Origin of the sequence: Acinetobacter apis (assembly GCF_900197575.1) — a bacterium.
GTDB classification, from domain to species: Bacteria; Pseudomonadota; Gammaproteobacteria; order Pseudomonadales; family Moraxellaceae; genus Acinetobacter; species Acinetobacter apis.
This window is the reverse complement of sequence record NZ_FZLN01000010.1, coordinates 1-14,371: the sequence shown is the minus strand read 5'-3', so window position 1 is coordinate 14,371 and position 14,371 is coordinate 1. Positions and strand designations below refer to the sequence as shown.

The following is a 14,371-nucleotide window of genomic DNA, read 5'->3' as shown; positions in this document are numbered from 1 at the left end:
TACTTAACATAATGCACGTTATGCGAAGTCTTATCTTTCTTTTCTTTTTATTTCAACAGTTTAACCACTTTACATAATCTAAAAAACCATAAAATAGCCAGCATGGAAATATGTTGGCTAATTTATGAGCAGGTTTGGCACTTTTTGCCTATACTCGTTAAAATTTTTTGAATTATCAAGCTCAGCAAATAAACCGCTAATTCTGTTTTTAGTATATTTTGACTATGTCAAAAGCTCCGCAGGACAAAATGATACGTTGAGCATGAAATGCGAATAAGTATGGTCATTTAGATAACTAAGGCTTGCCATGTTATATAACATTACACATCTTGCCTGTTTAACCCTCATTATGTTTCGCACTTAGTCGTATATAATCGCACATAAAAAAGATTAAAAGCTTTTAAATTTTTATAATTGTACTTAAAAGCTTATAACTGCAAATAATTTCTTATAGAATACTATGAACGCTTTTAATTGCATAAAAGGAAATTATTATGGTTACTAGACATGGCGTAAAGAAATTTATCATTTCTGTATTACCACAAATAGAGCAACAGTTAGAGGACGGTTATACAATTAAGGAAATCCACGCTAATCTACCTGAGCTAGCTAACAATATTTCTTATAGTTCACTTTTAAGAAACTTGAATAAAATGGAAATCAGTCAAAAAAAGTTATATTCAAACAAAATAGAAAAATCCGTGAAGTTAAATACTGATCCTAGTCATAGTCAAAAAAAAACGAATGCTGAAAGAAATCTTGAAATATTACAAAAGAGATCTGAGAAATTTGAATTTGATCCTGGGACAAATGATGAGGAATTAATCTGAATCCTTTTAGAACAGTTTTTTAGATTTCACAGCCTAAATTATATGCAGAAAATTAAATATAAATGGACAGTATTGAATAAAAAATCTCTATGGGCAAACTGAAAAGCAAGGATAATTTTCCTTTTTAAGTTTTTAATTACTTTTTAAGTTTTTAAATGCTTTTATAAAGACTACAAGCCTTTATTTATAAGAGTTTCAAAGGTTATATGTCCACGTTTACCTTGCAATATGTCCACGTTTACCTTGCAATATGTCCACGTTTACCTTGCAATATGTCCACGTTTACCTTGCATAAGTACACAAATAATAATAACGTGTACTTATGAATAATAAAAAAGTTAGTGGTTATGAGAGATTTAGTTGTAAAAGATAATGCCTTAATTAATGCTAGCTATAATTTGGATTTGGTAGAACAACGTTTAATACTGTTAGCGATTGTTGAAGCACGTGAAAGTGGTAGAGGCATTAATGCAAATGATCCATTAGAGGTTCATGCCGATAGTTATATCAATCAATTTGGTGTACACCGCAATACTGCCTATCAAGCTCTTAAGGAGGCCTGTAAAGATCTTTTTGCACGTCAGTTTAGTTATCAAGAAAAAAAGGCTAATGGGAATACCAGAAATGTTATGAGTCGCTGGGTTTCTCAAATTGCTTATAACGACAATGAAGCGACTGTAGACCTAATATTTGCTCCAGCTGTCGTTCCATTCATTACTAGATTAGAAGAACAATTTACTAAATATGAACTACAACAAGTCAGTAGCCTTAGTAGTGCTTATGCTATTCGTTTATATGAACTTTTAATTCAATGGCGAAGTGCTGGTAAAACACCAATTATCGAATTACAAGAGTTCAGAAAAAAATTAGGTGTTCTTGATAATGAGTATTTACGGATGGCTCACTTAAAAGAACGTGTGCTAGAACTTTCAATTATACAAATAAACAAACATACAGATATTTGTGTAACTTATGAGCAGCATAAACGGGGGCGTTCAATATCTGGCTTTTCTTTCGGCTTTAAACAGAAAAAAAAGGACTCTCTACCTCTAGTAGATAGAGATCCTAATGTATTAGATTTCTTTACAAAGATGACTGATGCACAACGCCATATGTTTGCAAATAAACTTTCTAAACTTCCTGAAATGGGTCGTTATTCCGAGGGAACTGAAAGCTATCCGCAATTTGCTCTTCGTATTGCTGAGATGCTGCAAGATCCTGACCGAATAAAAGAACTATACCCATACCTAAAAAAGTGGGATATATGCCATCAAAGAAAAAGGACACCATAAATGGCTAAATTATCACTAAGTGAAGTGTCTAAAAAATTTCATATGGATAGATCAACCATTTATAGAGCTGTACGTAATGGACGTTTATCACGCTCCAGTGATGGACAATTCGATCTAGCAGAGGTCATCCGATGCTTTGGGGAACCTGAGAAAATGCCTCAAAAAATTGAATCATCTAAGCAAGAAGGTAATGAATCTACAAAAAAACTTATTGCTCATTTAGAAAATGAAGTCAAAAAATACCAAGAACGTGAAGAACGGTTAATGCATCAAATTGACCGTATGCAAGCACTCATTGAGCTGAAAAGTGTTGCACCTACCACAGCAGTACCACAACAAGATGCTACAGCATGCGACATCCATATGCCACAGTATGATAAAACACAGCAAAATAATGATAATAAAAAGAATAATGAATTAAATATTGCAGAAAATGTGGCAGTTTTACAGCAAGAAACTGCGGCATACCATACTCAAATGCTACAGCATGCCACGTTGCAAAATGTAGTAATACCAAAACACAAAAAACGTAGTTTGTTTGGCCGTGTGTTGAATGCAGTATTCGATAATAATTAAGCAATAAATGGAGAGAAATTATGCCAAAACTGAAATACATTGCCCTTGGAATTATTGTAGTTCCACTGCTGATCGCATCGTACCAGGATAAAAAAGCGCTGAAAAAGGAGCTGGATGAACGCCAAAAAGAAAAAGACTAAGCATCTCGTTTATTTAATTGACCTAATAAAAAACGTGGAATATGCCTTACTAATTAGATGTATAATGGTATTTTTCAATAAAAAAAGCATTTCACATAAGGCGTATTATATTAGTTTTAGGTAAATTGAAAGATGACTATCTTTGAAACGGAAAATTTATTATTAAGACCATTTGCTGAAGAGGACTTAAATGAAGCAATCACCCTACTTCAAGATAAAGACTTCATGGCTTTTTCACCTAACGGAACATTGGATGTTGAAGATGCAATAAATCGTTTTTATGAAATCTTAGGACATTATGAAAGATATGGGTTTGGAAAGTTAGCTATTATCTCGAAAAACACCAATAAGATTGTGGGTTACTGTGGCTTTGAAATATGTACTATAGATGAGACAGATGAAGCAGAATTAGGTTTTAGATTGGTCAAAAACGAACGAGGACATGGATATGTCGTTGAAGTAGCTTCAAGATTGCTAAAAGATATGAAAAATAGAAATTTTAAAAATGTAATAGCTTTTTCTGAAGAAAAAAATGTGCCAGCTCATAACCTTCTAAAAAAATTAGGATTTATCAAAACCTTTAATTCTAATTTTTTAAATATGGATGTAGTTTTTTTCAGTAAGGATCTATAAAGATATCACCACTTAACATAATGATCCATTATACAAAACTTTCGAGCGGCATCGTATGAGACAAGAACTAAAGGAGTTATTTATTAGTGGATGTGATGAAAAAATCAATAAAAAAGGAGCTACCGTAGGTTTATCTTTTTATGCTTTTTTTAAAAATAAGAATGATAATCCCGAACTATTAATGGAAGCTGCTACTTGGTGGATCATAAAACATAAGTTAGATCATTTTGAGAAAGCAATTAAGATTAAAGAGCTAATTTTGAATGAGTCCAAGCCATGACTTAACATAATGGAATTAAACGAAATGTGCGCTAATAGCTCCTATTTTTAATTTAAATAAGCACTAATATATTTATTTAAAGTACTGTTCTAATACCATTATTTTTCATAATTTTGAGATCCTGAAGTATGCTTTATATATTTTTTACTTATTGATCTTAGACACCTTTTACTTAACATAATACACTTATAAGAAATTTTTGTTGTTACTCACCATTTGAAATATTTATAGTATCTGCTCAAAAGTAACAGATAGAACTTGGATATATGACTAAGATCAAAGGTAGTGAACAACTGGCTAAAATCAATCAGAAGGTAATAGAAGATGGTCAAAACCTTCCCTCTGTAAAATTAAAAGATGGAAGCACTGTTCAGACAGGAACAGTTGCAACTATGTTACATAATATTCAACTTTACAACGCTGGTGAGAGAGGAAGTGTTGAAGATGAACTAATATTAGCAATTCCTACTTTACTAAAAGTCGGTATTTTTGATTTATTTTCAGTAGATGAATGGATTGCTGGAGATAATTCAGGACGGAGCTTTGTTGGAGTACAGACAAAAAAATATTTAGATAAAATAGTTAATACTTTATAACCTGCTTATTTAACATAATGATCTCTTATGAGAAATAACATCTATTTCGTATCGTTTTTAATCAGACAAAGTGATAGAATCAATATACGCCATTGACGTATATTGATTCTATGTTATTCATCGAAACTAGTATTTTTACTAAGCAGATTAAGAGTCTTTTATCTGATGACGAATACCGAAAATTTCAACAAGATCTTTTAATTCAGCCTGATAAAGGTGATTTGATCAAGAATGGCGGTGGTATTCGTAAGGCACGTTGTGCCCAAGGTAATAAAGGAAAAAGTGGTGGCATACGAGTAATCTATTATTGGGTTACTGAAGACAGTCAAATCTTTTTTCTAGTAGCTTATCCAAAATCAGTGAAAGATAATTTAACAGATAAGGAAACAGCTGTTTTACGCCAACTCGTGAAGGAGCAATTTGATGGAAAATAATTTATTTGATGACTTAGTTGCTTCAATAAAAGAAGCTGGAGCGATTAAACGTAAAGAGATTAAAGCAAGTCGAGTTAATGAGCTCAATTTGCCTGATATTAAAGAAGTACGTGAAAAAACTGGTTTAAGCCAAAATGAATTCGCTGCACGCTTACATATTAGTCCTCGTACCCTACAAAATTGGGAACAAGGAAGGCGTTATCCAACAGGGCCTGCAGCTACATTGATTCGTATATTAGATACTAATCCAAGTCTAATTTAAAAATGGAGCATGATGCTCCATTTTAGTTTCGTATAAGCTGTATCATGTTAATTTTAGAAAATATTAATAATTTCCATTTAATTTAGAGCTATTTTTAACAATTATGTCTGTTATTTCATCATAAACTAGCCTAATTCTTGGAGTTGATATATTCGATGCATGCGTGACCAACCACAATGATTCTTCTAATAAATAAGGTTGTTTGATTTGTTTTAACCCTTCTGCTACAAAACATGGAAGGATTCCTACCCCGAGCCCTGATTGAATAGCTGCTTTTTGAGTCGCTAAGTTATTAAACTTTAAATTAGGCTCCCTTCCTGTAATTTTTTTAAGCCATTTTGAGGAAGGTAAATCAATATTTGAACTCCATCCCACTAATTTTGATTTAGTTAAATCATTCATATCCGAAGACATTGCATATAGACTACTAGACATAATACCTACTTTTTTTATTGTTAAAGCACCCCGTTCAGGCCGAACCAATCTCAAAGCGATGTCAGCTTCTCCTTCTGCGATCCCAATAGAACTAACCCCTACAATTAATTCAATATCAATTTCGGGATGTCTATCTAAAAATTGTTTAAACGATGGTAATAATATTTCTGTAGCAATTAATTCAGGTGTAGCAATACGTACTACTCCACTAAAATTTTTAGATTTATTAATAAAATTATTTTGCAGGGTCGTCAGGGTTTTTTCAGCATTTTTAACTTCATCAATGAGGCTCATAGCATCTATTGTCGGTTTGTAGCCTCTAGGATGTCTTATAAATAAAGCTGTTCCCAATTTAGTTTCTAAAGCTGTGATTTTTCTAGATACAGTCTGTGGACTAACACATAGTTCTTTTGATGCTCTACTTAAGTTTTGATATTGAACGACTGCTGTAAAAAATCGAAGATCATCCCAATTCATATAATCTTTCCATTTTTGGAAAATAGTAAATTATTTTGATCCATTTATGCATAAAAAATGAAGCCTTAATATTAAAACTCATCAAAATTTAAGGCTTCCTATGAATACTTTTATAAATGCAGATAAAAGCTCTGCTGAAATAAATATTGTGCGTCTGTATTTGTCTGCTTTTTCTCAGAGTGATATTCAAAAGGCATTAGAATATATTCATCCACAAGCCATATGGCATATAGATGGAGATCCAATAGTTAAAACAGTCGGAATCATACAAGGACACATAGCTATAAAAAAATGGTTAGAAAATTTTCCTAAAGCATTTCAGCCTCTACAATTCGCTATCAATAAGTTAATTAGCGCAGATAATACGGTTTTAGTTATTGGACGATTTAGGCATTTAGTTCTAAAAACAAATATGATTGTTGATAGTGACTATATAATTAAATTTATAATAGAAAATAATAAAATTACTCATTATCAAATATTTGAAGATTCTCTCTTATTATCAGAAGTACATAGACAGTCTAGTTATAGCCGAAGAATAACAATTAATCAAACATCCTATGAATGGGATGATATTGGAAATGGTACTCCTATTATTTTTTTACATGGTTTGTTTTTAGATCGGAATTTTTGGGAAAATATTACTGAAAACCTTCCACATAATCGCTGTATTTCATTTGATATGCCTGGGCATGCTAAAAGTGGATGGCGTGACCAAATGGATTTAGATGTTATTGCAGAAGATCTTGTTATTTGGATGAAAGAGTATTGTATAGAGAAAGCTATGCTTGTAGGACATAGTCAAGGAGCGATGATTGCAATGAGGATTGCTTCAAAATACCCAGAAATGATAGAGAACCTTGTATTAATAAACACTTCTGCTCGGAGAGAATATAATGATCGTATTTCAATTTGGGCTGAACGAGAAAAATTTTTACTTTCTAATCCATCTAATAGATTAGAACTTTTTAAGGATATTCAGAGGTTAAAGCTGACAGATCAATGGTTAGAAAACCATAGTAATGAAGCAACTACCGAATTAACGAGAATGATGGATCATAATCCGTATAATTTAGCTAAGGCAATAAAATCGGCTGTAGATCGTTCAGATATTACAGAAAATCTTTCAAAAATTAAGGCAAAAACAATTGTACTATCTGGTGAATTAGACAAAGCCACACCATCAGAACTAGGGGAGGAGATAGTTAAGCTGATTCCAAATGCACAACATATTTTATTAGCTAAAGTTGCTCATTCTATACCGCTAGAATCGCCACAAACAGTACTCAATGTTATTCATAATTTATTTGAAAATAACCCCGTTTAACATAATGGTAAGTTATACGAAATTTGAATGTTAATTTTGAAATAAAAGTAAATCTCTTGCTTGTTTGTATCTTATAGGATACTTTTAATAAATGTACTCAATATATACCACTGAAGTCTTTGATGAATGGTTTGATAAATTAAAAGACCAACAAGCAAAAAGACGAATACAAGTCAGGATTGACCGAGTTGAAGATGGAAATTTTGGAGATACTGAACCTGTCGGTGAAGGTGTTTCCGAGTTACGTTTCTTTTTTGGACCTGGTTATAGAGTTTATTACTGCAAACAAGGGCAAAGAATCATTGTTTTACTCGCTGGTGGAGATAAATCCACTCAAAGTAAAGATATAAAACTTGCTCTTCAATTAGCAAAAGAATTAGAGGAGGAGTTGTAAATGGCTCTTAAACTTCGAAAATGGGATAGTGCTGAACACCTTAGAACAGAAGATGATATGCAAGCTTATTTACAAGCTTGTATTGAAGAGTCTAATGGAGATGCTGCATTTATTGCAAAAGCATTAGGTAATATTGCAAAAGCTAAAGGTATGTCTCAATTATCAAAGGATACAGGATTAGGTAGAGAGAGTCTTTATAAGGCCCTTTCAGGTGAGGTAAACCCTAGCTTTGATACAGTGATCAAAGTAGTTAAAGCTTTAAACTTGCGTTTAGCAATTTGAAAATGGAGCTTTATGCTCCATTTTTATTTCGTATAAGTCGTATTATGTTAATTGTAGGAAAGCTTAATAATTTTATACGCACAAGTTAGGCTAAAAATATTCTAATACATAAACCTGGATAAGCAAGATCAGGTAGAACTCATTTTAAACGAAAAGCCAGACACTAATGTTTGGCTTTTTTATTTAAACTTTTACTGATTATCCAACATATTAGGAAATTATTGATTCTCTATCCATAAAACTTAAATATCCTGGATTTATTATTTAAAAACCTGGATAAAAAATAAATTAAATATTTATTATCCAGGTTGTTTACTTGTGGTATTTATTTATGTATATTTTGAGATATATATAAATACCTGGATATTAAATATGAATTTAGAACTAGAAGACAACCTACCTCACCCACTAACTGGATCTTTAGATGATCTACTAGATAATGGGAGTAGCAGTGAACAGGATTACAATGTATTTGTTGGGAATAACTTAGGAGAGCGTGTTTTTCTTCTACAAGTTCCGATGAAAGAATTTTTTAAAATTTCAGAAGTAGCCAACGAACAATATCGTGAAGGCATAGAAGTCACTCAGCGTAAACTAGATCAAGTTCATGCAAATAAACTTGCTTTATATATTTTGAAAGGCTTAATTTCATCTGCTATTAACTTTAAAAAAGCTAGAAAGGCACCTATTGTTCCTGCTTTACTTGATATTCAAGAGGATCTTGGCCGACAACCTTATTTGTCTCTACAGCCAATTGTAGTGAATATACGTGATATCGGTCATCGCGGTGGTAAGTTAAGAGCCGTTCGAGTTTTATCAAAAGAAGATTCTTCAACGGCTTGTTTTAAAGTTTACTTGGCTCAAAATAATCTGCTATGGGTAATCGATGGTCAGCATCGTAGAGAAGCTATGCGCTTAGTATTTGAATTTATAGAATCAGTCCTAAGACACCATATTTACCCAAAAAAGAAATCATTATATACACCGTTAGATGGTCATTTTGATATTACATCTGAAGAGATCCAAGCCTGGCAAACTGTTTTAGAATCGACTAAAACATTCTGTACAGTATCAGTTGAGGTTCATTTAGGATTGAATGGAGACGAAGAACGTCAACTTTTCCATGATTTAAATAATCTAGGTAAAAAAGTAGATAGAAACTTAGCTTTAAAATTTGATAGCTCAAATCCTATTAATTTATTTATCAAAGAAGAATTAATAGATCAGTTAGGTATTCAAGTATCTGATGTTGAGCAAAAAGATTGGTCAAAGGATGATGGAAGTATTCTACTAAAAGACATGTCTGCTATTAACGCTATCTTACTGTTGAATAAAACCAATATTTCTACAGCTACTCCAGAAGTGAAAGACAAATTTAATGTTGCCAAACAGTTTTGGGAAAGTGTTAAGGCAATTGATGGTTTTGGTGAGAAGCAAGCTAAAGAAAAGACAATTGCAATGCAACCTGTGGTATTAAAGGCTTTAGCTAAACTGGTATTTGACTTTAATTTCTCTAAAAAATTGCCTGAAAATGCAAATTCTCTTTATTACACTCTGTTAGACGGCATCAGTAATTTAGATTTTTCACACAAGAATCCCATTTGGCAATATTATGAAATGCCTGAATCAAATCGAGAGACAATGTTTCCTGGTTTAAAATCATATCTTCCTAGTGAAGAAACTGGTAACCGCGATATTGGTGGATTTAATGCAGGATTAATGCGCTTTGGCTCAAAACACAATGATATTTTCCCTATCATTGGCGACATGATTCGATATCAATTAAGTTTGCCAAGTAGACATGGCTCTAACCCTTAACTATTTACTAAGTAATAATCAAAATCCCAATTTTGTATTGGGATTTTGATTTCCAAAAATTAATACAAAATTTCTTATACGATATTATAATTTCATGTTGAAAATTAGGTAAACCAAATAGACAATTCTTTATGATTACCTAATCAAACTAATTTCAAAATTAACAGTTGTTTTCCATTTATGGATTACCAAAAAAGTCTAATCTAGCTGGATTAAATAAGATAAGAGGTCGCCCGCTTGCAAGTTGGGCTGGGATTATTTGGTGTGCAAATAGTTTCACAAATTTATCAAAATCGAATATATAATTTGGCTTAGAGCAAGCGTCTAGCGCTTTAAAAGCTGATGAGACTATTTCTTGATCTTTACAAGTCTTTTTCCATCTTGAATCAAGGCATTGCATAAGAAAGTTACTGCTGCAATAAGCTCGAGAAATAGTATTTACTTCATCACTACCAAACTCTACTTCATGGGCATCAGACACCCATTTTGAGAAAGCATCACTCATAATCGGCCCAAGTGGTGAATTACAATTTCCAATTAGGAACAATTGTGTAATGGCCTCCATTGCTATAGCGATATCATCGTCATGGTAGGGTAAATTACGCATGCCATTCCATGCAGATTGAATAGCTTTAAGATACCGTTCGTAGTCTAGTTGTTTTTCAAGTCCAATGATTTTCCAATTTACAGCGTAAGTACGTAAATCAGAATTCCCCAACAATGCACTACGAAATGCATTTTTAATCTGTAAATGGGGCGCAGGTGCACCAGACATATACCTGACCTTTATATCAAAAGCCTTTCCTGTCACTATATGAAATTGTTCTCTTCGCTCGATGAACCAATTAGAAAGAGTTTTTCCCCCCCAACTATTGAGTAATGTAGGTATTACAGAAAAATTTGATTCTTCATATCTTAGAGAATTGCTTAAGTACGGTATTTCAACAATATTTACACTTTTTTTAATTAATTCATCCATATTTAGCTTTCCTTTCCTCCTACGCTCCAAACATTGAAATTCGTCAAGGAGATGTTCAAGATGACTCTTTTGCGGTGGGTAAATTTGATCTCGCTGAGGATAAGCAGCAGGCCCAGTCCATGGAAATTCAATTTTATCAACACTATATATTTCGTACCAAGGATGGTTTGTATTGAGAAAGTGACCATGTTGAGCTTGTAGTCGCCACAGGTTACTTACATCAACAGTCACTGGCTCAACTTTTAGATTTTCACCCATATGTTTATTAAAAAAATTTAAATTTTCTTCATAGAATTTAACAAGATCCTTTGTATTAAGACAGAAAATCGCTGAAACTGTACCTCGCACAGGATTCTTATTTGTATCTGATGCAAAAAAACCAGCAACACTTGGTTCAGTGGTGAAGTCAATGTATGAAGTCGGATATCCGTAATGCTGAAGTATTGCATACAGAGCGTGCTCGTTCGAGGGATCATTTAGATATGCTAGTTCAGGTATACGATTCGCCCAATGAAGAAATCGAATAACTTCTTCATTAAGTTCTTCAATATTTGAACCCCCCCTTAATTTTCGTTCCAACGATGAAGAGGGTAACCAATCAGTGCACTCTTGACCACGGAACCAATTATACTTTCCCTGTCTCTTAAAATCTTCAGCTAAATCAATAGCTTCTTCAATGTTTGCTACAGTTGCAATTCGCATTGGTACTCCTATAATTTTATATTTAAGTATAATTAGCAATCTCAACACGACAAAGTCTTTTCATTAGCGGTTATTTTTAACCAATAAGTACTGAATTAATATATACATGAAACGTTTATTTTTTTAATTATTTCCGCCATACGATTGCCAGAACCTTGTGATGCCATTTTCGTTATAACGACTGCATAAATATTTTCAAAAGAATTATGGATATATTATTGCATTTGATGGCTTTTTATATAGAACACCATTCTAAAGGTTTAAGCTTTATTTTACTGATGAATCATTTTTCTGAAAATGCTAATAAGCCTATATTAGGAGAGATCTTATATTTATCAACAGTGTTTTTTACAATGAGGCTGTTGATGATTTCTCTAAATATAACTTAGGACTTCCTTTTGATATTCAGTTTTCTATGAGTCCTAATGATCTAATAATAATTAGAAATTATGATAATGGAAATATTTTAACTCAAAGATCGCGTATCAATAATCAGAAATAGAACTTATAGGGTTAACTATTACTCATTAACATACATATAAAACTGCCTATCGATTTTAAATATAACCGACTTAACATAATGACCAATTATACGAAGTTCTTGAATTTATTAGATCATTAGGAAATAAATTACTTGCGTTTTGTATTCGATCGAATACAATTAATCGAGAGCAAGAGGAAGCTTAATGATTGAAGTTAAACGTCTGCCTGAATTTGATGAATGGCTAGATGGAATTAAAGACAATATGACTCGGATTCGCTTAAACCGTAGATTGGATAAGGTTCAGCGTGGTAATTGGGGAGATACCAAATATCTTCAAGATGGTGTTTGGGAAATGAGAGAGTTCTTTGGTTCAGGTTGGAGAATGTACTATATTAAACACGGTGATGTTGTGATTGTTATGCTTGGTGGTGGAGATAAATCTACACAACAACAAGATATTGATCGTGCAGTCAAATTATCAAAGATATTGGAGAATTAAAATGGTTAAAGTCGCTGATTTGCCAAGTTTTGATATGGCTGAGTCTCTCAAAACTGAAGAAGACATTGTAATGTATTTAAATATAGTTCTTGAAGAAAATGATCCAGCTGAATTGGCTCATGCTCTTGGCATAATTGCTAAAGCTCGTGGTATGACTCAAATCGCTAAAGAAGCAGGTATTGGGCGTGAAGCACTCTACAAAGCCCTACGTCAGGATTCAGCACCACGTTTTGATACGATTAATCGTGTCGTAAATGCTCTTGGCCTAAAACTAACAGTACAACATCTCTAAGAATTTCAAATATAAAAATGGGAGCTAAAGGCTCCCATTTTTATATTTCGTATAAGTCGTATTATGTTAATTTTAACAATATTTAACTATCTAATTTCTGTTTTAAGGGGTAACTATTTTCAACCACTGATTTTATTTCAACATCTGTAAAGCCAATAACTTTTAAAAAATGTAAGTTAAAAATAACTTCCATCTTTTGACAAATTTTCCAAAGATCTATTCCTTCTAATGCCATATCAGCTAAGTTCTCACTATAATGTGTTAAATAGTTTCTTGTATCTATTATATTTTGTAAAAGTCTATTTCTTTCATCACTCGTACCCAAATACTCTTTAAATGGTTCAATAATAAGTTTTAATCGCTTACGAAGATTAATTTCATTTCCATGCATTAATCGACCTTGTAACCACTCACGATGATTCTCTGGACAATTACTAATAATTTCTTCAACTAATTTTGTAAATGCATCTGTGTCCATTAAAGTTTTATTACTAGTTCGCCTATGATAAGTTTCTAATCCTTGTGCTAAAGCTAAAAATTTTCCATCAATATATTTTTGAGCATTTATTTTAGTTGAAAAATACAAGTTCATTGCTGGAGATAAGTATTCATAAGCATCTAACCATTTATTGAAGACGTCCTGAGCATTATCCTGAATCGTACCAAAGGTGAATAGCATGTTGTGCCAGCTTTTATTTGGAACTTTTTCAACATATGTAGTACTTGGATAATATATTTTTATAGGTAACGAATATTTTTTCTCTCCCATATCCCTTTGAATTTCAGGTGAGGTTGCAATTACATTCTTTATAGAGACAACCTCATCTAAAGCAAAACACATAAAATTAGTAATTTTAAAAGCAATACTTATAAAATCATTTAATTCACGTAAGTCACTAGATTTAATAGAAAGATAAGCATTTTGATGCACTACTGCTTCTTTTAAGGCTATCCCTCCCGGAAGAGTATATCCAAATCCAATTTCAAGCATCATTCCATTGTCTAAAGAAAATATTTTCTTTTCAGGTGGGGTATAGCTAATAGTTGTTGTTTTGAAAGCGTAATCATTATTAATACTAATACCTGTAATTCCTATCCAATCTTCTAAGCAGTCTAACGAGAACGAAAAAGTATCAAAGGTCACTATTTCATCTTTCTTCCATTGAGCACCACATAGAACCTTATTTACGTAAATTTTTGATTTTGAAATGCCACCAAATGAAAAACTTTTTTTTGTATAAAAACACTTTTCAAGGGTCACTAAACCATCTTCTTCAACAAAGCCAATAATTCGGCTGAAATCATCTGGACCGTTGAATGACTTAATTCCATTGAAATGATCAATAATTTCTAACTCAATTTCCCCACCATTAACTATTGTTAGAACTCCTGGTATTTTTGAATCTTCTTTTTCAGGTAACCAAAAATACCCAGATTTTTTATATTCTTTTTCGATTCTCACTAGAGCTTTCTTCTGTAGATAAAAAAGATAAGATTACCTTCTTATTCTAACAATTAGAAACAATTCCTAAGAATTTACTATTTACTTAACATAATGCACGTTATGCGAAGTCTTATCTTTCTTTTCTTTTTATTTCAACAGTTTAACCACTTTACATAATCTAAAAAACCATAAAAT

Annotated in this window: 17 protein-coding genes; 14 read left to right on the top strand and 3 right to left on the bottom strand. The window is 32.3% G+C overall.

Annotated features, from left to right (window positions below; translation table 11 throughout):
* The first annotated feature begins 494 nt into the window (after positions 1 to 494).
* From CFY84_RS11190 to nadS, 8 genes are all read left to right on the top strand, one after another.
* Positions 495 to 830, top strand: a complete 336-nt coding sequence (locus CFY84_RS11190) for a hypothetical protein (protein WP_088824439.1) — start codon at positions 495 to 497, stop codon at positions 828 to 830.
* 347 nt (positions 831 to 1,177) lie between these two features.
* Positions 1,178 to 2,122: a replication initiation protein RepM gene (repM, locus tag CFY84_RS11185; RefSeq protein WP_088824438.1), complete on the top strand. Its 945-nt coding sequence runs from the start codon at positions 1,178 to 1,180 to the stop codon at positions 2,120 to 2,122.
* Entirely contained in the window at positions 2,123 to 2,698 is a 576-nt protein-coding gene (locus tag CFY84_RS11180) for a plasmid replication DNA-binding protein (RefSeq protein WP_088824437.1), read from the top strand.
* 278 nt (positions 2,699 to 2,976) lie between these two features.
* On the top strand, positions 2,977 to 3,471 hold the full coding sequence (locus CFY84_RS11175; RefSeq protein WP_171289086.1) for a GNAT family N-acetyltransferase: 495 nt from the start codon (positions 2,977 to 2,979) through the stop codon (positions 3,469 to 3,471).
* Between the two features lie 55 nt (positions 3,472 to 3,526).
* Entirely contained in the window at positions 3,527 to 3,751 is a 225-nt protein-coding gene (locus tag CFY84_RS11170) for a DUF6500 family protein (protein WP_088824435.1), read from the top strand.
* A 266-nt stretch (positions 3,752 to 4,017) separates the two neighbouring features.
* Complete coding sequence (locus CFY84_RS11165) at positions 4,018 to 4,347, top strand: DUF7709 family protein (RefSeq protein WP_088824434.1); 330 nt, start codon at positions 4,018 to 4,020, stop codon at positions 4,345 to 4,347.
* 110 nt (positions 4,348 to 4,457) lie between these two features.
* Positions 4,458 to 4,781: a type II toxin-antitoxin system RelE/ParE family toxin gene (locus CFY84_RS11160; RefSeq protein WP_088824433.1), complete on the top strand. Its 324-nt coding sequence runs from the start codon at positions 4,458 to 4,460 to the stop codon at positions 4,779 to 4,781.
* Entirely contained in the window at positions 4,771 to 5,043 is a 273-nt protein-coding gene (nadS, locus tag CFY84_RS11155) for a NadS family protein (protein ID WP_088824432.1), read from the top strand. Before CFY84_RS11160 ends, nadS begins: the two co-directional genes overlap by 11 nt.
* A 63-nt stretch (positions 5,044 to 5,106) precedes the next feature.
* Here nadS and CFY84_RS11150 read toward each other — a convergent pair whose 3' ends face one another.
* A complete protein-coding gene (locus CFY84_RS11150) occupies positions 5,107 to 5,955 on the bottom strand; it encodes a LysR family transcriptional regulator (RefSeq protein ID WP_088824431.1) in 849 nt (282 codons plus the stop codon).
* A gap of 100 nt (positions 5,956 to 6,055) precedes the next feature.
* Here CFY84_RS11150 and CFY84_RS11145 point away from each other — a divergent pair, with 100 nt between their 5' ends.
* The 4 genes from CFY84_RS11145 (at position 6,056) to CFY84_RS11130 (ending at position 9,776) form a co-directional block, all read left to right on the top strand.
* Entirely contained in the window at positions 6,056 to 7,282 is a 1,227-nt protein-coding gene (locus tag CFY84_RS11145) for an alpha/beta fold hydrolase (protein WP_088824430.1), read from the top strand.
* 91 nt (positions 7,283 to 7,373) lie between these two features.
* On the top strand, positions 7,374 to 7,676 hold the full coding sequence (locus tag CFY84_RS11140; protein WP_088824429.1) for a type II toxin-antitoxin system RelE/ParE family toxin: 303 nt from the start codon (positions 7,374 to 7,376) through the stop codon (positions 7,674 to 7,676).
* A complete protein-coding gene (locus CFY84_RS11135; RefSeq protein ID WP_088824428.1) occupies positions 7,677 to 7,958 on the top strand; it encodes an addiction module antidote protein in 282 nt (93 codons plus the stop codon).
* Positions 7,959 to 8,330: 372 nt separating this feature from the next.
* The gene (locus tag CFY84_RS11130; RefSeq protein WP_088824427.1) at positions 8,331 to 9,776 is read left to right on the top strand and encodes a DNA sulfur modification protein DndB; all 1,446 of its coding nucleotides are present in this window, start codon (positions 8,331 to 8,333) and stop codon (positions 9,774 to 9,776) included.
* Positions 9,777 to 9,954: 178 nt separating this feature from the next.
* On the opposite strand, the gene CFY84_RS11125 is transcribed toward CFY84_RS11130, so the two are convergent.
* Positions 9,955 to 11,457 carry an FRG domain-containing protein gene (locus CFY84_RS11125; protein WP_088824426.1) on the bottom strand — a complete coding sequence of 501 codons (1,503 nt, stop codon included), beginning with the start codon at positions 11,455 to 11,457 and terminating at the stop codon, positions 9,955 to 9,957.
* A gap of 686 nt (positions 11,458 to 12,143) precedes the next feature.
* On the opposite strand from CFY84_RS11125, the gene CFY84_RS11120 reads away from it, so the two are divergent.
* Positions 12,144 to 12,440, top strand: a complete 297-nt coding sequence (locus CFY84_RS11120) for a type II toxin-antitoxin system RelE/ParE family toxin (protein ID WP_088824425.1) — start codon at positions 12,144 to 12,146, stop codon at positions 12,438 to 12,440.
* Position 12,441: 1 nt separating this feature from the next.
* Positions 12,442 to 12,732 (top strand): addiction module antidote protein, encoded by a 291-nt coding sequence (locus CFY84_RS11115; RefSeq protein WP_088824424.1) that lies wholly within the window; start codon positions 12,442 to 12,444, stop codon positions 12,730 to 12,732.
* Positions 12,733 to 12,814: 82 nt separating this feature from the next.
* Here the strand turns inward: CFY84_RS11115 and CFY84_RS11110 are convergent, their stop codons facing one another.
* The gene (locus CFY84_RS11110) at positions 12,815 to 14,194 is read right to left on the bottom strand and encodes an ApeA N-terminal domain 1-containing protein (protein ID WP_088824423.1); all 1,380 of its coding nucleotides are present in this window, start codon (positions 14,192 to 14,194) and stop codon (positions 12,815 to 12,817) included.
* Positions 14,195 to 14,371 lie beyond the last annotated feature (177 nt).